Source organism: Microbulbifer maximicatervae (SeqCode) (genome assembly GCF_052468095.1).
Genome location: NZ_CP174332.1, coordinates 4,067,972 through 4,087,358 on the forward strand (window position 1 = coordinate 4,067,972; position 19,387 = coordinate 4,087,358).

The window sequence follows — 19,387 nt, forward strand, 5'->3', positions numbered from 1 at the left end:
ACAGATTAAGCAGTAGGCGAGCAAGGAAATGGCCAGACCTAAAAAGATACGCATGTGGGGCGATACACCGCTACCCCACAACCTTTACCCAGACGCACGCAAACGTGAAAACTACTGGCGATATTGCTTACCCGACGGGCGCTATCGGGTTTTCTCTGCATCATTAGAAGATGCGCTAAGGATGGCAGAGGAAGCCAATAAAATGCGCGGTGAGAAGGTCCAGCGCAAACCGACAAAAGCTCCGGATAGAGCAAGCTTCGCTTTCCATGCTATACGCTATATCGAATGGCGGGTTGAGAATGACTCACAATTACCCAGCAAGGCCAGCTGGCAAAATCGGTGTAACGCTCTGAAACGTTTTGGCGAAGACTTCGAAGCAATCTCCATACATAAAGCCAAATTGGCTGACCTGCGCAAATGGTGGGAATCCCTCAGCTATCATCAACAGCACGCACGCCGCGCGGAGTTTAATAAATTCTTTAATTACCTAATGGCTGAAGGGTTATGCAAATTAGAAAGCAACCCGTTTACCACAGCCGACGATCGTCCGCGCCTACTGGAAAAGGGAAAGCCCATTAAAAAGCGTCAACGCTTAACCCTGGAAGCTTACTGGACCATCTATGAAAAGGCCGGGGAATTAGGCTATGAAGCATTACAGGTGGCTATGGGTATCAGTATGCTCACTACCATGCGTCGCGCCGATATTTGTGAGTTGAACTTTGATAAACATCTGCAAGGCGACCACCTTCGCAAAACAATCAATAAATCCGAAGCGCAGCGGGATAGCCTCGCCGCCAGCCATTTAAGTTTTAATTTAAAAACCCACCAACAACTTGGCAAACTTATTAACCGCGCCAGGGAACTCAGCCTAAGAAATTACCGCTGCCCCTACATACTGAGCCATACTCCTAAGCAACGGCGAACGGGAAAAATTAAAGAGCATGTTTGCCAGGTAATCCCCGACCGGTTGAGCGATATGTTTACCGAAGCCCGTAACGCTACCGGGCTCTATATCGGCTTACCTAAAAACCAAACGCCACCCAGCTTCCACGAAGTTCGAAGCCTCGCCTCAGACCGGTTTAAGCGTATGGGGTATGACGTGAAATCAGTACAGCAGTTAATGGCACATACTGATGAGCGGGTTACCCAGTCTTATCAGGCGGGGCATGGTATTGATTATGAGGAGATTAGTATTTACCTTGACGAAAAAGCTATAGGAGGGAGTTTTACTGATAAGCCTCAAACAATTAAACCAACAGGTTAAGGCTAATATCCCTTAAAGCTACTAAGTTTTTACACAAAAAAGCACCCTATTCACTTAACTACATTATGAAGAAAGTAGCTTAAAAATCGCAACACATGCAAGAACAACGGGCAAAGTAAAATCAAAACATATCCATCTTATATTTTGTGCATTCAGAAAAAACCTGTATCTACGGTCAAATACTTTTAGTGGGACCAAAATATTATTTGATGTAATCGCTCTGCTAATTACCAGAATCGAGCGCTGTAAAGAACTCCAAGCCGCTATATTATCACGAAGCTTTTGGGGAATATCTAATACTTCTCTTGGTAGCTCAGATCCTTCTCTATTAAGTCTATCTATTGTCTCTTTAATTTCTCTTTCACTTGCAATAGCAGACGATACTGTTTCGCCTATAGGGCTAATCTTTTCTGCCTGTGTCGACCACCAATGGTAAAGTGAAGCATTACGAGGGTCTGATGGATAATTTTCCTCATAAGCATCTTGAGCAGGCCCTTTAGATCCATAAGCCATTTTAGCTCCAGTTACACGAACCTCCCACTCCTGCAAAGCTTCATAGATACTCCACAAAAAATAAAACAAAAAATAGAAGATGAGAATTAACAACCCACTAAAAATAAGATCATTATTCAAACCGGTGAACTTTAATCCAAAGAAAGTAGATTTAGGGTCTATTTTCACGTCCCCATAGGTCATTAGTAAGGATATAAAGCTAACCAATACAACTTTGGATCTGACCTTCTTAACTGAATCTTGAAGCTCAACCAAAACCGGCTCTTTAAAAACTTTTGAGACGCTCTCGCTACTATCACTCATTAATCAGACTCCCTCCTTAGAATCAACAAAATCGGCAAAAGATAATGACCCTTCCTGCATAAGAGCAAGAGAAGCTCACCAATAGAACAACTGACAAACAAATATGGGCAGGAATTTCAGACGAAAAAAAAGGGCCTGAAGGCCCTTTTTCTTTCTTGCGAGTTTTTGTTCACGTTTTTGTCCAGTTTTTGTTCACCGGATAAGAGGCCGTGAACCTCTTCTCGCAACCCCTTGAGAGACAAGGGAAATTTGGTGGAGCTAAGCGGGATCGAACCGCTGACCTCAACACTGCCAGTGTTGCGCTCTCCCAGCTGAGCTATAGCCCCAAATTTTGTTGCTTGACGTTTCCGTCGAAAGCGGGGCGCATTTTAGCAAGGTTTAGGCGCCTGTCAACAGAAAAAATAACTTTTTAATCAATTAGTTAGCTGCTGACACCACAGGCCCCCGGAGGCTGCCGCCTCCAGGGGCTCACCAACGCGAATCAGCCTTACTTGAGTCCAGCGTACTCTTTTTCCCAGCGCTTCAGCACCTTCTTCCCGGCACCGCCCAATACGTCGATCGCCTGGCGCAGGCGGGCGCGGCTGAGGTCGGGGCCCAGGAGCACCATGGCTTCCATCACGGAGAAGGACGCAGTGGTGCCGCTGATGGCGACAAACAGTGGGGCGTTAAAGTCTTTCAGCTTGATTTCCATGGCTGTGGACAGGGCCTTCACTGCCTGGAAGATACTGTCCTTGTCCCAGGCGCGCAGGGCTTCCAAACGCCACAGGGCAAATTGAAGCAGCTTCTTCTGGTCATCCAGGGGCAGCTTGTTACCGCTGAAGCTGTCTTCGGTCAGGGGCAATTTGCCAGAAGCGAGGAAGCTAACCAGCGGGGCAAAGTCACCGAAGGTTTCCATGCGCTCTTTCGCCTGGGGCAGAACCTTAAGCAGGTTGTCGCGGTTAAACATCCACTCGGTCAGGCGATCGGCGAGTTGCTCGTTTTCCAGTTCGCGAATCCATAGGCCGTTCAACCAGGACAGTTTCTCTACATCGAATACCGGACCGCCCAGGGAGACACGCTGGATGTCGAAGAGCTCCAGCATCTCTTCAAGGGAGAACTTCTCGCGCTCATCCGGCATGGACCAACCCATACGGCCCAGGTAGTTAAGCAGTGCTTCGGGCATAAAGCCGGCACGCTGGTAATACAGAATAGAGGTGGGGTTCTTACGCTTGGAAAGCTTGGTCTTGTCCGGGTTGCGTAACAGCGGCAGGTGGCAGAGCACCGGCATTTCCCAACCGAAGTATTCGTACAACAGTTTGTGCTTAGGTGCGGAGTTGATCCACTCCTCACCGCGAAGAACATGGGTGATCTCCATCAGGTGATCATCCACCACGTTCGCCAAGTGGTAAGTGGGCATACCATCGGACTTGAGCAGAATTTGTGCGTCTACCTGGGCCCAATCAATTTCAATAGTACCGCGCAGCAGATCTTCCACCACACAAGTACCGCTCTCAGGCACATTCATACGCACTACATAAGGTGCTCCGGCAGCGCGACGCTTTTCAACTTCCTCTTCCGGCAGAGCCAGGTCACTGGGCTTCAGTGAAGTACGGCCCGCTTCGCGCAATCCTTCACGGAGTTGCTCCAGTTCTTCCGCCGTACGGTAGCAGTGGAAGGCGTGCCCTTTTTGTACCAGCTCATCGCAGTAAGTTTTGTAGATATCGCCGCGCTCACTCTGGCGATAGGGGCCGTGAGGGCCGCCTACATCCGGTCCTTCCTGCCAATCCAGCCCGAGCCAACGCAGGCTGTCGAGAATGGCTTTCTCCGATTCCGGGGTACTGCGCTGCTGGTCGGTGTCTTCAATACGCAATACAAACTGGCCGCCTTGAGCGCGGGCAAAGCACTGGTTGAAGAGGGCAATATAGGCTGTACCAACGTGGGGATCACCGGTTGGAGACGGTGCGATTCGGGTTCTTACGGTCATGATAAACCTGATTGATAAATGGAGGACTCGTTAAACCGCAGGATTATAGCGCTGGCCAGCCTCTTGGCACAGGCGGGGTTTTCTCTTCAATAAGAATATTTACGCGCCATAACTTCATTATTGTGAGCTAATGACGTGACATACATCACGAAAAAAGTATTATTGCGGCCATAAAGAAGGAATGGCTTGACTAACGTATTACCCCAAATTTTGCAGGGGTTTCCGCGAGCAGCTTCTCCCCAAGAACGATAAATTAATCGCTCAGGATGGCATACCATGCAAAAAAATGTAGTTCGCACACTGTTTTCTGCTATTGCAGCAGGTACCCTTTTAAGCATTTCTGCCGCTTCAATGGCCGCTACTGATAGTGCAAACAGTGATATCACTCTCTCTTTCACACCCACTATTGAGATCACTCGTGTAGACAACCTCACGATTACCGATCCCACTTTGGGTACCGATGCCGTAGGCACCGAAGATTTCTGTGTGGGCGGCCTCGGGTTCTCCACCTACAGCATCACTTTCGACAGTAATGACGGTGAGAATGATACGGAATTTACCCTGACCGACGGCACCAACAATGTGCCCTACAGTGTTGGTTTTGATAACAGCATCTCCGGTAGCTTCGAGACGGTTACAATAGGCGATGCACTGACAGGCAAAACCCGGAATATTGCTTCCTGTGGCTCCAGCGATAACGCGCGCTTCCAAATCACTGTGGCCAACAGCGATTGGGAAACTGCAACTGTGCTAAATGGCACCACCTATACCGATACCCTGCTGATCACTGTCGCCTCCGAGTAACAGTAAAGAGTGGCTGGCCCTGCCAGCCATAGCTCAATATGGCAGGACGTCATCTGGGGCGCCTTGCGCTGGCTTTGTGTCTGGTGCAAGCCTCTTGCCCCGATGCCCTTGCAGCGACCGCAGCGACTTTCCTACTGGAAACCTCTGCTCCTGAAGGGTTTGATGATCTCACCGAACCCCAGCAACTCGTGGTGGATCTCTACTACGGCGGCCGGGAAATTGGTGCTGCGCAAGTCACAATTGACCCGCGCTTTGTTCGCTTTGACTCCCCGTTTGAGGTACTCGAACTGTTGCCCGAAGTTCGCGACACCGAGCGAATTCTCTCCATCCTCGAACGACCGCAAATAAGAAACAGTCACCATGTATGCCGCTCAAACCGGCAGATTGGCTGTGGCTACTTAATGCCATCGGAGTTTGCCGTTATTTACGATGAGCAGCTCTACCGGCTGGATCTTTTTTTCTCACAAGAGCTGTTGCCGCAACAAGCGGCAATCAATGATCCTTATTTGCCGGAAGCGAGTTCTGACTTCTCTATCGTACAAAACCTGAGCGGTTCCTGGAGTGGGGTTGAAAGTGATTGGGGCCCGGACAGCTATAGCGCTGCATTAAATGGCAACACCATAGTGAGCTTTGGTGAGAGCGCTCTGCATTCACAATGGTCTGCGGCCTCAGAGCAGGACAGCCGGATCCATAGCCTGTATTGGAGTCGGGATTTTCGGGGGCAAGCCTATTCGGCCGGCCTTTTACAACCCCAAGGGGGCTTTGGCTATTTCCGGCCCCAGGAAGCGATCTATGGCGTAGAGCTACGCACTTCCCAGCGCACCCGAACCGATATCAGTTATCAACAGGGAGCGCCGGTTGAAATTAATATGCCGGTGCGCGGTAGAGTCGAGGTATATCGGGATGAACGACTTATCCACACCGAACTACTGGAGGCCGGCAACCGCCTGTTAAATACCTCTACCCTACCCCACGGCGCCTACGACATTGAGGTGCGCACCTACGATGAAGCAGGGCGGGTATTGAGCCGGCATATCGAATTCTTTGCCAAGGATTCGCTACTGCCGGCCCCCGATGAGTGGTTTTGGAGCTTGCAGGCAGGTTTGCCCACCCGCAGTTTTTGGGACGACACTCTGCCGGACTACTACGAAGAAGGAATTATTACTGCCTCTGTCGCACGCCGTTTAACGACCGGATTGGGTCTTTTTGTTTCTGGCGCCGCAACCAAGGAGCAGCAATTGTTGGAAATCGGCGGTCGCTGGATTGGCGAAGGCGTTGAAGTCTCCCCAAGCTTGGTGACATCCGGTGATGGACGCAGCGGATACCGATTGCAGGCATTACTTAAAATGCCCTACGGGACTTTTAGTGCAGTAAAAACCGAGCTGGATGCCAATACAACACCGTTCAACAACGATAAATATACATTGCTGCCGGGCAGCTATTCCCAAACAAGTCTGAGTCTGCGTACAGCGGTACTGGGCGGACAGCTATCCCTAAGATTCAGCGAGCGGGACCAAAACCAACTCCCCGGCAGCATCGACAACGGCGATTCACTGAGCAGTGCCCAGAAGTTAAAAACCCTGGAGTTCCGCCACCCCTTTTTTAAAAGCACCCATTGGCTCGGCAACGCCACTCTGTCCCACAGTGATGCAGACGGCGAGCAATACACCAGTCTGGAATTCCAGTTCCGAATGCGCTCCAAACACTGGCAACACACCGCTAATCTCTATAGCGACAACAGCGAACAAAGCACTAGCAGCGAGCGATTTGCACTGCAAAGCCGCTGGTACGACCGGGATTTATGGGCGGCTGAATTTGAACAGCAGCTTTCTATGGAAGCATCCCCTGAAGCCAATTACCTGGAGGCCCGTACGCATTTAGCGGGACATCACGGATATTTGAATACTGCAGTTGGGCTTTACGATGATGATGAAGGCCGTGCGATCAACTACCTCGGAGGGTTCAGCACCAACCTGATTGCCACAAAAAATTCCCTCAATTGGGGCGGTGAGCAAAGTCTCCAGAGCGCAGTTATCGTAAATATCGAAGGCAGTGAAGATAAAGATTTTGAAGTTTTGGTTAATGGCAGCCGCCGTGGATACGCCAAAGGCGGCACAACGTCAGTGATTAATTTACCGGCTTATCGCAGTTACGACCTTTCCCTCCGGCCCCTGGAAGAGGGCTTTTTCGATTACCGGGAAACCTCCGAAACCATTACCCTGTATCCGGGCAATGTGGGCGCCAGCAGCTACCAAATACTGCCACAAATCCTGGTACTGGGCCGATTAACCAGCCTTGGCCAGGGGCTGGCAAATACAGAAGTAATCATTGGCGAACACTCAGCGAAAACTGACCAATACGGCGTTTTCCAAATGGAATTCCACGGTGAACATAACACCATCCTAAATACAGAAGTTCGCTGGGGAAATTGTAAAGCCTCAATCGAGGCCACTTCATCAGGTGATAGCTGGCTCAACCTGGGAACCATAGAAGAGTCAGAGGCCAACTGCCAGACTGGGCAAATAGCAGAGGTAAGCCGTGTCCGTAATTAAGAAGCTGCACAAACTTGGCCTGGCCTCTGCACTGTTAATTCCGCTATTTAATATACCAGTACAAGCCCAGGTAAATTGCTCCAGCAATAACGATTTGCGAGTTTGTGGCCTGGAAGATTCACACACTATTGATTACGAATCAGAACCTAAAGAAATTCAGTTCACTACCCGAAGCCTGCTGGGAAGCTGGACCCTGCGCTACGATGTAGAAGTAAGTCCGCTCAGTGGATCTACTTTCGCACTATTTGCGGACAGTGGTGAACAGCTGGATATTGATATTTCATTTCGAGCCAATAACGGCACCACGGAAACACTCAATCCAGGAACTCAGTCCGCTACTTTTGCTGGCACCAGCGACGATGCAGATACTTATTTAGTGATCGAGCTGGACAGCAGCCAAATACCCTCTTCCAGCCGCTACTCCGCCAGCTTTGAGATGACACTGAATAATTATTTTATTATTTGGACTGCCGGCACCGAAACAGTTCAGTTTGACATTGTGCTGGACGTAGAGCCAAACATCGCCATTCGCAATCTGGGTGATATTGACCTCAGCAACAGTGGCACCCTGTTTGGACAGGCCATTGAGGGCAGTGAGGACTTTTGTGTTGGCGGTATAGGATTTAGCGGTTACACAGTAAACCTGTCCAGCGCCAATGGCAGCACCGGGGGATCAGGCAGCAGTGCCTATGAATTGGGGGGAAACAGTGAACAAATCCCCTACAGCGTAGCCTTCTCAGACAATCTGGCTGCAACTTCAGGCATTTCCCCGGATAGCCTGGGCGATATCTCCGGCAGCTTTAGCCGAACTTCGGATGAAAACTGCCTTTCTGATAATGCGCGAATTTATATTTCTATTGCGCCCTCAGACTGGGAAAACGCGGGCGAACCTCTCTACACCGATGTACTCACAGTAACGGTGAGCAGCCAGTGAGCTAAATACAAAATAATCCTTTAATCCGCCCTGCTTGCTATAGACAAGCAACCAATTCTAATTAGCCACTAAGAGGAAAACGAACCCGCTCACTCTGCTGCCCTCGCAGTAAAACTTCCAGCTCGCCGCCAACGGGTTTACCCGTTACTTCGATACTGGTGCCAGCGTATAACCGACCGGTGGCCTCAATTTTTTCACACTTCTCTTCAGTCACACAATGACGTACTTCCACGACTTCTACATTAATATTGCCACTATTCGTGAGTCGGTAATGATCCCCTTCAGCCACTAAATCAATTTTATAAGCTCCGCCTTTTGGCTGCACAAATACCAACGCCTGATAAGCTACAAGGATTTTTAGTGCCGTTCTGTCACTCTTGATATCACCTACAACAGGTTTAAAAGTCACCCGGTAGACTTTTTCCTCTTCAAGATCTTTATCTAAGGCCATTAAGCGAAAGCGCTTTCTCTCTCCGGGAGCCAGGACAGCTCTTGCGGGGCTGACAAGGAGTTTAAATTCATCAGGATTTATCACCCTGACTCGGCTCTCATTATCATGGCCGGGGTTATCCACACGGAATATTTCAGTTTGGATATATAGCGTCTCATTATCTGGATTGCTGACGAGAACATCATCCCGGGCGCTGGGAGTATCTTCCAGGTAAAGGACAATTTTATCCACAGACATAGCTGCCATTACTGGCTGGACGACAAAGAGTAGCAGTGAAAGCAGTACTTTTTTCATAAAGAGCGGGTAGTTTTAGAACTTCTTATAGTAAGCGCAATATCGGGCTGTTTTATCCACAAGTCAAATCGGAACCTAATGAGCCTCCCTTAAATCAACATCACCAGCCCCGCTAGTAAATAAGAGGCAATACTGATTTGCCCTACACCGCCTGAAAAGTAAAACACTGCCAACGTAATAGATCATCCTGACGCGACATACCGCTAGCTAACTCAGTGGCGCGCTATCCATATGGGCAGTATGCAATCGATTCAGCATCATCACAATGTAAAAACCCCAGCCCTCCATTGATAGCCCTCTGGTCCCATATTTCCTCCCCGTGAACCTTGCAACAGCGGTGGCACCGTCTATTTTTCCTGTATGACCCGGCTCCAGCCAGGGTCCGGTTCATCTCTGGGCAAAGGCCAAATTACGCCCAATTCCAGACGACAATAACACCCGCTTTTCGGACCAGATTCACATGTTAATTGCTCATCGCGGCGACAAGACCCGCCAACCAGAGAATACGATTGCCGCTTTCGAGGCGGCCCATAATCTGGGGGCCTGCGCTATTCAGTGCGATATCCGCTTCAGCGCCGACGGCACCCCCTGGTGCTTCCACGAGGATAGCCTGCACATCCCCGGCAATGACCAGTCCCAGGTCTTCCACTCCCTTAGGGACTCACAGTTACACCACCAGTCGATAAATCGCTTTATCGAGCTGGTAGACTGGGCCAGCTGCCATCGCCACCTGGATTGGTTTATCGGTATCTCACCTGCCAATATCGCCGCCACTGGATTTGTCACCGCCGTTAAAAAGTTAATGGAGCTGATGCGCAGTGAGAATGAGTCATTCGCTCTACTCACCGCAGACTGCCGCAGCCTCAGAGCCGCCCGCAATATGGGCTGGCATCGGGTTGCCCTTGAGATCAATAGTGTCTCCCGGTGCCTATCTGCCGACATTGTTACTTTGGCGCCAGAATATCTACTAATTCGCGACAGCCAGGTTGAATGTGACGAATTGCCCCCAGGCCCCTGGCAATGGGTTGTCTATGAAATCAATTCGACAGAAGAGGCAGTACTCTGGCGCAAGCGCGGTGCTCACCATATTCTCACCGGCAACTTGCCGCTGCTGATGCGCTCCCGGGAAGCGAGTGATGTCTACGGATTTTGATGTCCTGGTAGTCGGTGCAGGTATACAGGGGGCGGGAGCCGCCGAGGCCCTGGCCACCAATCACTATTCCGTGGTGATACTCGAACAGCTGGGAATCGCCGCCGCCACCTCCTCTCGTTCTTCCAAGCTTATTCACGGCGGCTTGCGTTATCTGGAGAGCGGCCAGTTCCGTTTGGTCTACGAGTGCCTGCGGGAGAGAAAGTGGCTACTGGATAACAAGCCTGAACTCGTGAGAATGGTCCCTTTTTACATCCCTATCTACCAGCACAGCAAGAGACCGGCCTGGCTGGTCCGCTTGGGGCTGAGCCTATATAGCCTTCTGTCTGGACTGAGTAACACCGATTCATACTTTCGTAGAATACCCAAATCCCAGTGGGACAGCCTTCCAGGCCTGAATAGAGAGGGCCTAAAAGAGGTCTTCCGCTATAACGATGCGCAGACCGATGACGCAGCCCTTACCCGGGACGTAGTTGCCTCAGCGGTTGCCCATGGGGCGCAGATTATCTGTCCCGGTAGCCTAGTAGGTGCAGAAGTCACTGGGGATGGGGTCCGCGTTGACTATGTTGCTAATGGCAAGCTCAGCACGCTGCGCACCCGGGCGCTCATAAATTGCAGTGGCCCCTGGGTAGCCAACACGAATGCACGCTGTTCACCGCCAGTGGACATGCCCCCTATCGACCTGGTCGCAGGTACCCATATTTTATTGCCCCTCTCTCTTGGCGATAAAATCTACTATGTGGAGGCTGATGATGGCCGTGCGATTTTCGTGATGCCCTGGCAGGATAAAACACTGGTTGGAACTACAGAACGCCCCTATTTTGACGATCCTCGGGATGTCACCCCCACACTAGAAGAAGAGAGTTACCTTCTGCAGACCGTACAGAAATATTTCTCTCAAGCCCGGGAGCTCATTGGAGAAGATATTTGCGAGAGTTATTCCGGACTACGGGTACTTCCGGAAATGGAAAAGAGTCCTTTTGCGCGCTCCCGGGAAACCATTATTTGCTGTGATGATAATAAGAAGCCTAGAATTCTAGCGGTGGCAGGCGGTAAGCTAACCAGCTATCGTGCCACTGCACGTAAATTACTAAATAAACTTGAACCCACTTTATGTGTGGAACCACCCACCCCACCCAATACCCAACATTCCGAAACCGCAAAAAACTCTTCTGAACGCGAGAGAAATATCTAAAATTTCTTCCTCGCAATTGCCCCCATTTACTTTGGGAGCCAGAAAATGGGGAGCAAGAAAAACCTCCTACCCCCGAATTTTGCTATTAACCTTCATCCACATTGGAATTCATTACTGCTAAACACTGACTTCCCGGACCTGAACAAGGTCCCTGCAATACATAAGTGGCACGCTTATCACATCCTGAAACCCCATAAGTTCTGTATCCCAGTTGCTGGATCGTTATTGAGCCCGCATCACAGTTCAGATCAAAAGGCGCCCTTTTAGATACAGTTTCTTTCATTAATGAAGCGCATCCACCCAAAACCAGTACCACAGCTCCCACACTGATTAATTTAAACTTCATACTAAACTCCTTTTATAAATTTTGTTGAGCTTGGCCAAAAAGTCAGAAGTGCACTGCCATCAAAGAAAAGACTGCACTCAAAATAATCGGCTCAGTATTAAGGACGGAGCAATTCTATCTTTCATCACAGAAATCTGTCGGCAGAAGAACATTGTGTTCACTCACTATTTATTTTGCTGATGTGGATAATTCAAATGACCAGCAAGTACAAACTGAATAAAACCTGATCTCTCTTTACCTTGCATATATCAGCCATCAAGGATCGAGTAAGAAGCTCCTGGTATATGAACCCGTTCCAGCTTTGACATCCACCGCAGATCTCTCACACTATTAGTTACACAAGCAACCGATAGGATAAGAGCACCCCTTATAAAGCCCGCCAACCATTATTCGAGTTCCACCTTGCTGTTCCGCAAGCACTCACTCCAAGAAAGGTGCCCGAAGTTTCACAATAAAGCCGCACATCACCATAGGCATCCCATATAATGGCGGCTACTCTGTTTTTATTAGTGTTTTACTCCGCAGTTTATGTCCGAATTTAATACCCACCGTTTCTGCACTGCACCACTTCTCGATTGGAGCGACCGCCATTGCCGCTATATGTGGCGCCTATTGAGCAAGCATGCACGCCTGTATTCGGAAATGGTGACCACCGGGGCAATACTGCATGGTGATCAACAGCGACATTTGCAATTTGATGCAGCTGAACAACCTGTCGCCCTGCAGTTGGGGGGCAGTGACCCTCAAGAACTGGCTGAATGCGCCCGTATCGCCGAGGAATGGGGCTATAGCGAAATCAACCTAAACTGTGGCTGCCCCAGTGACCGAGTCCAGTCCGGGCGTTTTGGTGCCTGCCTTATGGCGGAACCGGATGTGGTAGCCGCAGGACTCACTGCCATGCGGGAAGCGGTATCTATTCCGGTTACCGTCAAGCACCGTATCGGCATCGACGATATGGAAGACTACCCAGGCCTGACCCGCTTCGTGGAGGCCCAGGCCAATGCCGGTGTGGATACCTTTATCGTCCATGCGCGCAAAGCGTGGCTAAAGGGGCTAAGCCCCAAGGAAAACCGTGAAATTCCTCCGCTCAATTACGACATGGTTTACCAGTTAAAGAAGGATTACCCCCAGCTACAAATTGTTATTAATGGGGGGATCAATTCAATTGAGGAATGCCAGCAACATTTAAGCCACGTGGATGGTGTTATGCTGGGGCGCGCGGCTTACCAAACCCCGACAATCCTGGCCCAGGTAGACAGCCAATTATTTGGCGGTGAAACAGGCCCGGATGCCATCCAGGTGGTAGAGCAGATGCTGCCCTATATCGAGCAGGAAATGCAGCGCGGACAGCGCTTGAATCATATCACCCGGCATATGCTCGGGTTATTCCAGGGGCTTCCTGGTGCTCGACGCTTCCGCCGCCACTTGAGCGAAAATGCCCACAAGCCGGGGGCGGGTCCCGAGGTGCTTGAACAGGCACTGGCCCAGGTCACCCAAGCCGCTTAGACCGCTTTCAATATGTAGACCAGTGAATAATTAAGGGAGGAACCATGAACAAGTTGGAGCAACTCAAACAGCGCAGCCAGGTTGTAGCAGATACCGGAGACATTGAAGCGATCCGCCGATATTGTCCTCAAGATGCAACAACCAATCCCTCCCTACTGTTTAAGGCCGCCCAGCTCCCTCAGTACGACAACCATATCGCCGAGGCACTTCAGTGGGCCGAAAGCCACCAGGGTGGCTCGAACGCGGAAAATATTGCACGCCTGGCCGCCATCAAACTGGCTGTCAGCATCGGCACGGAAATCTTGCAGTTGGTGCCCGGGGTGGTATCCACCGAGGTCGATGCTCGTCTCTCCTTTGATACCCGCGCTACTATTGATTACGCACGCCACCTGATCGCCCTCTACGAACGCGCAGGTATTGCCAAAGAGCGGGTATTGATCAAGATCGCGTCGACCTGGGAAGGCATTGCTGCCGCATCAGTACTGGAGCGCGAGGGAATCCACTGCAATCTGACCTTGTTGTTCAGTCAATCCCAGGCGATTGCCTGTGCTGAAGCCGGGGTAACTCTGATCTCCCCCTTCGTCGGTCGAATCCTCGATTGGCATATCGCCAACAGCGGCCGCGAGTCATTCCCTGCGGAAGAGGACCCGGGCGTAATCTCGGTGCGCAATATCTATGAGTACTACAAGTCCCGAGACTACAAAACCATTGTGATGGGCGCCAGCTTCCGCAATACCGGGGAGATCGAGGCCCTGGCTGGTTGCGATCGACTGACAATCAGCCCTCAGCTATTACAGGCCCTGGAGGACAGTGAGGCACCTCTCGCTGCTGGCCTGCCACCGGTATCCGCAACCAAATCCCGGCCGACACAGGATCTGGCTGAAGCCGAATTCCGCTTTCAATTGAATAGCGATGCCATGGCCACTGAAAAGCTTGCCGATGGCATCCGAAACTTCGTGAAGGATCAGGAACGTTTAGAGCTATTGTTACAGAACCGAGTAAAGGGACAGCAGGAAATTCATGCTGCAACAAATCCGTAAACTGTTTGAGCAGATAGGAAATAGCGTTGATGTTGAAGCACGTGACGAAAAAGACGTGCGGATGATCAGCGCTGCGCTGTTAGTCGAGGTCGCCACTGTCGATCAAAAGCTCGATGAGTGTGAGCGTGAAACGCTCACACAGCTCTTATGCCAGCACTACTCTCTCGACCAGACTAGTGCCACAGAAATAGTCAGTGAAGCTATTGGCCAACGGGACAGAGCCACATCCCTGTTCGAGTTCACCCAGGCGGTGAATGAACAGTTCAGCGAGAGAGATAAATACCTGCTGATTTTGCAGATGTGGCAGGTAGCTTTTTCAGATGATGTTATCGAGGCTTTCGAGGAGCACCTGATTCGCAGGGTGGCAGAGCTAATTTATCTGCCACACGGACTCTTCACCAAGGCACGCGCCGAGGCGAGGGATATGAAGCGTTGCTAAGAAAGGGAGATTTCCAGGACTGGTGATTAGGAGAGAATAAGCGCTAGTGATAATGCGCCGAAGATTTGGCAACCGGGGAGCATTCTCGCTCGAGGGTATGCACCAAGTCGCGAAAAGTCTCGGCGTTTTGCTCGTTCATGCTCATCAATACCCGGTGAGCTTCCAGCACCTTTTCCCGCGCAGCACACTCGTCGGGGCTATTACATACCAAAGGCGTGGTGGGTACGCTCATATCGTGGACCGTATCGCTGATTTCAACCAACGAATCAAAGCCCATAGCGTCCAATAGATGGCGGATACCTTTACCCGCAGAGAATACCAGCGGCTTATCACAGCCCCGCTCCAAAGCGCGAATAGCAATCTTCGCCATCAGGCCGAGGGTCGTACTATCGACACCTTCTGCACCACCGAGATCAAATGCCACTCCGGCAAAGTCACCCCGTGCAAACATGTTGTCGATAAAGCTATCAAATGAGGTACAAAGGTTGAGACGAACATCACCTACTAACTTGATGACGTAGATGCCCTGGTGGGCCCCAACCATAATTTGCCCGGACTGCATAACAACCCCTGGCTCACCCGAATACACCTTTTGATAGAAGTGCAGGCGGATGGCAAAAGTTCACTGGTAGAGAACACAATAGCATTTGACGTTTTTGGCGCCTAGTGCAATTTTGTGCATAAAGTGGGCGGAGCTTACTCCTGACTATGCAGACTGACAAGTGCGATAAAGCACAAAATTCGACTTCATAGTCGAAGACTATCGATAGAAGTTTTAGGCATTACTGGCGGCCTAAAGTGAGAATCGTAATATCGTCCGGAAGGGCACCAAAAGTATCCATTTTTAGAGACTGACAGAGCCTGTCGAGTTCTCCCCCACTCTCTGAAATAGCCTGCAAAAGCTGGGCCTCTTTATCGAGCAGATCGCCCTGTAATAATTCAAGTACACCGTCGGAACAAGCGACCAGGCGCCAAGCGGGCGGCAGCTCAGCACGCATCACTTGCCAATCACCCCGTTCAAATATACCCAGGGGGCGCCCTTTTCCCGGCAACCAGTCTGCACCTGCCTCACTTACCAGGGCCGGCATAGGTATTTGCCCGGCGACGGCATAGTGCAACTGCCGGGCACTACTATCCACAACCCCGACAAACATACTGGCGTGCTTGCCCAATTTTGTGGATAACAACTCGCCATTGACCAGATTAAGGACATCCAACAAGTCATCACTGAGGGAATCCAGCTGGGCAAATAAGGGGCGCTCCCGCAAGCGATGCATAATACTGTGCTTAATCAGGGCAGTAACCAGCGCAGAAGAGACACCATGGCCCGACACATCGACCAGGTAAAAGGCTACAAAGCGCTCACCGAACAAGCCGTAATCAACAAAATCACCGCTCAGATACAGGGAGGGAACCAGCCGGTAGGATGCTTCCACGCCACTGGGGTAGTGATAGGGGGTACGGGGAAGTAAATGCTGTTGCAGTAAACGGCCAGCTTCCTGGTCTCTGCGCAGCAGCTCGACATGATCCCGCAGTTCACTGTTGCGACGCTCCAAGGTCACTTTATATTCGCGATTCTGCTTCGCCAGGTTTTCTTCACCGCTGATACGGCAGATCATACGATCAATAGCCGCTGCTTCTTCCAGGGGTTTAACCAGGTAGTCTTTGGCTCCAAGGCGCATCGCTTGGAGTACATCATCGGCAGCGCTATCTGAGGCAATAATTACCGCAGCCACCTCTGGGGCTATGCGCTTTATCCGCCGCAACACCTCCAGCCCACTCATATCCGGCAAATAGCGATCAATCAATACGATATGGAAAGCGCCGGGGCTGAACTGGCCGATGCCATCTTCCCCGTTGTTGGCAACACTTACCTGGAAGCCAAAACGCGAAAGCGCCCCTCGCAAAAAATTGCGGGAGCGCTCATCGTCGGTAAGCACCAGGCTACTGGGGCCGGCCATATAAAGGCTCTAAAAAGTTATCTGCCCTAGGTGACAAATCAGTAGTCGGAAGCCTCTTCCACTTCACCCTGATCAATTGCCTCTGCGGCCTCTTCTTCGGTTTGAACATCCATTTCACCATCGACAATCAAATAGTCGCGGCGCTGCAGGTAAGCATCCCGCAAGAGTACATAGCGATCACCATGCAACAGGGACTCCGCTTGCAGCAGGCTGGCACGGCTCTGAATGATATCTGTACCCTTCAATGCATATTTGGTCGCGTCGTCATTTACATAGGTCAAGGGGTTGGTGTAGTAATCCACGACCCTGGCAGGGGTATCCCGTACAGTGGATGGCCCCAGTAGCGGCAAAACCAGGTAGGGGCCAGAAGGCACACCCCAAACAGCCAAAGTCTGGCCAAAGTCCTCGCCATCACCCTGCTCGAGACCCATGTGCTGGGCAACATCCAGAATACCGACAATACCTACCGTGGAATTCACCAGGAAACGACCCGCGTCATTGCCCGCTTGGCCCCATTTACCCTGCAGAACATCATTAAAAGTATTGGTAACTTCGCGCAGATTGTCGAAAAAGTTGCTGACACCGTGCTGCACGAAAATCGGGGTAATTTGGCGATAGCTGACAGCGGCGGGCTTCAACACATAGCGATCTGCACCATCGTTGAAGGAGAATATGGCCCGATTAAAACCTTCCCAGGGGTCGCGAAGTGATAAATCTTCGCCCTCGGCACCACCAAATTCATCGGCAGGATCAAAGCCGTACTCATCCTCGAGAGACAGGCCCCCGTCATCGGCACTGGCATCCTCTGCTCCGCTGGTATCTACCGCAGCCGGGTTTTGAGCTGCACCACCAAACGGATCTTGTTGCGCTAGCGCCCCTACTGGAGTAACAGCTATCAGAGTTGCCATTAACCAGGGCGATAAAGTTTTGCTTCCAAGCACAACCCTGCTCCTCTTATATCAAACTAGTGAGACCAAGGATTCTAACGCCCTAGTAATTCGTAAGCTACCCTCGGCAGCATAGCAGCTGGGATTTGCCAAAGATAAAGGAGTTTCAGGCAATCACAGGCTAAGCCTTTAAACCGGCAATAACCCCTTTATTCAGTAGTTTTTCTAATAAATCGGCACCAAAATCAAATAAGGAGTCACGACTAATATTGGGTAATTCCTGAGCCATCTGTTCCAATATTTGTAAGCCGGTGTAATCGCCCGCAGAGACCAACTGCAACAATCTGGCGGTGACGGCATTGATCTCCATAAAATTCACTTTGTCGGAACGATCCCGGTATACGAAAAGGAACGTCGGTACCTCCGGCGGCTCTTGGGGCTGAAAATCCGGCCCCAACCGATGCACTGGGTAGCGGTAGCTGAGGCTCCAGACAAGAGGGGAAACTACAGGAACTTGCTGTAAAACATCCCCCTCTATCGCCAGCCCTTCCGGTAATTCCACAGCACTGACATCTAAAGCCAACTCTACCCACTCGTAGTGGGCAAGCTCCAACAGGAACGGAGGATCTTGTGGTTGTTCTCCCCGTTCGTTCTGTAAATATGAGAGAAACTCTTCACTGATCTGCAAAAAATACGGGCTAACGGATGTGTGTTTGTGGACAAAATCACGTACCATTTGATGCCAGTTTTCGTCGCTATAAAGACTGCGCAATACCGGGAATCCACTGGCAACAAAGGATTCAATATTGTTGTAAATCAAATCTCGATAAATAGCGACACGCCGGTCCTCAATTTCTGCCGGCGGCGCAACTTGATCCGGTGCGCGCAAATGGGCAGCAAAGTCCCGCTGCACACTTTTGAATGTCTCGGGCTTATCGACGACTGAGGACATAACTCTCTTCCACCTGGTGACTGGCCTGAATGGTTTTAATATGTCCTACTTCTTCGAGTAATTTGGGAATCGGCGGAATATTAAAATCCCGCTCAAGTAGCGTCGGCATCACACCGTGAATATCGTAGGCGCGATCGAGTAGTTCCCACACAGGATCAATAACCGGTGCACCATGGGTGTCCACCTTTAAATCCTCTGCCTCATCATAGTGCCCGGCAATATGTACGTAGCGAATTCTTTCAGTAGGTAGTGCAGATAGAAAGTCCAGCGCATCGTAGCGGTGGTTAATCGAGTTTACATAAATATTGTTCACGTCCAGAAGCAAATCACAATCGGCCTCTTCCAGCACCGCATTTAAAAAAGCCAGTTCAGTCATCTCCTGGCCCGGCGCCGCATAGTAGGAGACATTCTCCATTGCAATCCGTTCTTCCAGTGCGTCCTGGACCATACGGATTCGCTCGGCAACATACATCACCGCTTCTTGCGTAAAGGGAATGGGCAATAAATCGTACAGATGGCCGTGATCTGAGCAATAACTCAAGTGCTCACTGTAACCGCGAATATTGTGTTGCTTGATAAATTTTTTAATGGCTGCAACCAAGTCCATATCCAATGGTTCTGGTGCACCAATCGAGAGAGATAAACCGTGAAGTAAAAAAGGAAAACGCTCTGTATATTCCTTAAACCAGCGCCCATAGCGACCGCCAACACCAATCCAATTCTCAGGTGCTACCTCCAGAAAATCTACGGCATCTGTATCAAGGTTTTCACCCATCATTGACCGGCGCAATCCAAACCCAGCACCTTCTATGGAAAACTCGCGCAACACTTTC

18 protein-coding genes and 1 tRNA gene are annotated in these 19,387 nt (G+C 50.6%); 9 read left to right on the forward strand and 10 right to left on the reverse strand.

Annotation, left to right across the window (positions count from 1 at the left end; genetic code table 11):
- Positions 1 to 28 precede the first annotated feature (28 nt).
- On the forward strand, positions 29 to 1,264 hold the full coding sequence (locus ACJJIL_RS17945; RefSeq protein WP_445360413.1) for a tyrosine-type recombinase/integrase: 1,236 nt from the start codon (positions 29 to 31) through the stop codon (positions 1,262 to 1,264).
- A gap of 63 nt (positions 1,265 to 1,327) precedes the next feature.
- On the opposite strand, the gene ACJJIL_RS17950 is transcribed toward ACJJIL_RS17945, so the two are convergent.
- The 3 genes from ACJJIL_RS17950 to gltX all read right to left on the reverse strand — a co-directional run bounded on the left by ACJJIL_RS17950 (position 1,328) and on the right by gltX (position 4,043).
- Positions 1,328 to 2,080, reverse strand: coding sequence for a hypothetical protein (locus ACJJIL_RS17950; protein WP_445360414.1), 753 nt, complete (start codon positions 2,078 to 2,080; stop codon positions 1,328 to 1,330).
- A 250-nt stretch (positions 2,081 to 2,330) separates the two neighbouring features.
- Positions 2,331 to 2,406 (reverse strand) — tRNA-Ala (locus ACJJIL_RS17955).
- A 161-nt stretch (positions 2,407 to 2,567) separates the two neighbouring features.
- Positions 2,568 to 4,043: a glutamate--tRNA ligase gene (gltX, locus tag ACJJIL_RS17960; protein ID WP_444914676.1), complete on the reverse strand. Its 1,476-nt coding sequence runs from the start codon at positions 4,041 to 4,043 to the stop codon at positions 2,568 to 2,570.
- A 276-nt stretch (positions 4,044 to 4,319) separates the two neighbouring features.
- On the opposite strand from gltX, the gene ACJJIL_RS17965 reads away from it, so the two are divergent.
- Genes ACJJIL_RS17965 through ACJJIL_RS17975 form a run of 3 tightly spaced genes read left to right on the forward strand, consistent with a single transcriptional unit; the run spans position 4,320 to position 8,333 of the window.
- Positions 4,320 to 4,847 (forward strand): hypothetical protein, encoded by a 528-nt coding sequence (locus tag ACJJIL_RS17965; RefSeq protein ID WP_445360415.1) that lies wholly within the window; start codon positions 4,320 to 4,322, stop codon positions 4,845 to 4,847.
- A gap of 38 nt (positions 4,848 to 4,885) precedes the next feature.
- A complete protein-coding gene (locus tag ACJJIL_RS17970) occupies positions 4,886 to 7,399 on the forward strand; it encodes a TcfC E-set like domain-containing protein (RefSeq protein WP_445360416.1) in 2,514 nt (837 codons plus the stop codon).
- The gene (locus tag ACJJIL_RS17975; protein WP_445360417.1) at positions 7,386 to 8,333 is read left to right on the forward strand and encodes a hypothetical protein; all 948 of its coding nucleotides are present in this window, start codon (positions 7,386 to 7,388) and stop codon (positions 8,331 to 8,333) included. The genes ACJJIL_RS17970 and ACJJIL_RS17975 overlap by 14 nt, the downstream gene beginning before the upstream one ends.
- Positions 8,334 to 8,394: 61 nt before the next feature.
- On the opposite strand, the gene ACJJIL_RS17980 is transcribed toward ACJJIL_RS17975, so the two are convergent.
- Positions 8,395 to 9,078 (reverse strand): fimbrial biogenesis chaperone, encoded by a 684-nt coding sequence (locus tag ACJJIL_RS17980; protein ID WP_445360418.1) that lies wholly within the window; start codon positions 9,076 to 9,078, stop codon positions 8,395 to 8,397.
- Between the two features lie 460 nt (positions 9,079 to 9,538).
- Here ACJJIL_RS17980 and ACJJIL_RS17985 point away from each other — a divergent pair, with 460 nt between their 5' ends.
- Positions 9,539 to 10,231: a glycerophosphodiester phosphodiesterase family protein gene (locus ACJJIL_RS17985; RefSeq protein ID WP_413664492.1), complete on the forward strand. Its 693-nt coding sequence runs from the start codon at positions 9,539 to 9,541 to the stop codon at positions 10,229 to 10,231.
- On the forward strand, positions 10,215 to 11,423 hold the full coding sequence (locus ACJJIL_RS17990; protein ID WP_445360419.1) for a glycerol-3-phosphate dehydrogenase/oxidase: 1,209 nt from the start codon (positions 10,215 to 10,217) through the stop codon (positions 11,421 to 11,423). Before ACJJIL_RS17985 ends, ACJJIL_RS17990 begins: the two co-directional genes overlap by 17 nt.
- An 85-nt stretch (positions 11,424 to 11,508) precedes the next feature.
- On the opposite strand, the gene ACJJIL_RS17995 is transcribed toward ACJJIL_RS17990, so the two are convergent.
- Positions 11,509 to 11,769 carry a hypothetical protein gene (locus tag ACJJIL_RS17995; RefSeq protein WP_282934157.1) on the reverse strand — a complete coding sequence of 87 codons (261 nt, stop codon included), beginning with the start codon at positions 11,767 to 11,769 and terminating at the stop codon, positions 11,509 to 11,511.
- Positions 11,770 to 12,297: 528 nt separating this feature from the next.
- Here ACJJIL_RS17995 and dusA point away from each other — a divergent pair.
- From dusA to ACJJIL_RS18010, 3 genes are read left to right on the forward strand one after another with little or no spacing between them, the layout of a single operon-like run.
- A complete protein-coding gene (gene dusA / locus ACJJIL_RS18000; protein WP_444956751.1) occupies positions 12,298 to 13,275 on the forward strand; it encodes a tRNA dihydrouridine(20/20a) synthase DusA in 978 nt (325 codons plus the stop codon).
- A 44-nt stretch (positions 13,276 to 13,319) separates the two neighbouring features.
- Positions 13,320 to 14,315, forward strand: coding sequence for a transaldolase (gene tal, locus ACJJIL_RS18005; protein ID WP_444912162.1), 996 nt, complete (start codon positions 13,320 to 13,322; stop codon positions 14,313 to 14,315).
- A complete protein-coding gene (locus ACJJIL_RS18010) occupies positions 14,296 to 14,754 on the forward strand; it encodes a tellurite resistance TerB family protein (RefSeq protein ID WP_282934160.1) in 459 nt (152 codons plus the stop codon). The genes tal and ACJJIL_RS18010 overlap by 20 nt, the downstream gene beginning before the upstream one ends.
- 43 nt (positions 14,755 to 14,797) lie before the next feature.
- On the opposite strand, the gene ACJJIL_RS18015 is transcribed toward ACJJIL_RS18010, so the two are convergent.
- From ACJJIL_RS18015 to ACJJIL_RS18035, 5 genes are all read right to left on the reverse strand, one after another.
- Positions 14,798 to 15,316, reverse strand: a complete 519-nt coding sequence (locus ACJJIL_RS18015) for an STAS domain-containing protein (RefSeq protein WP_282934161.1) — start codon at positions 15,314 to 15,316, stop codon at positions 14,798 to 14,800.
- Positions 15,317 to 15,536: 220 nt separating this feature from the next.
- Positions 15,537 to 16,715 (reverse strand): PP2C family protein-serine/threonine phosphatase, encoded by a 1,179-nt coding sequence (locus ACJJIL_RS18020; protein ID WP_413664484.1) that lies wholly within the window; start codon positions 16,713 to 16,715, stop codon positions 15,537 to 15,539.
- Positions 16,716 to 16,753: 38 nt separating this feature from the next.
- Positions 16,754 to 17,656 carry an MlaA family lipoprotein gene (locus tag ACJJIL_RS18025; RefSeq protein WP_413664483.1) on the reverse strand — a complete coding sequence of 301 codons (903 nt, stop codon included), beginning with the start codon at positions 17,654 to 17,656 and terminating at the stop codon, positions 16,754 to 16,756.
- A gap of 127 nt (positions 17,657 to 17,783) precedes the next feature.
- Positions 17,784 to 18,554, reverse strand: coding sequence for an HvfC family RiPP maturation protein (locus tag ACJJIL_RS18030; RefSeq protein WP_445360420.1), 771 nt, complete (start codon positions 18,552 to 18,554; stop codon positions 17,784 to 17,786).
- Entirely contained in the window at positions 18,535 to 19,383 is an 849-nt protein-coding gene (locus ACJJIL_RS18035) for an HvfB family MNIO-type RiPP peptide maturase (protein ID WP_445360421.1), read from the reverse strand. The genes ACJJIL_RS18030 and ACJJIL_RS18035 overlap by 20 nt, the downstream gene beginning before the upstream one ends.
- Positions 19,384 to 19,387 lie beyond the last annotated feature (4 nt).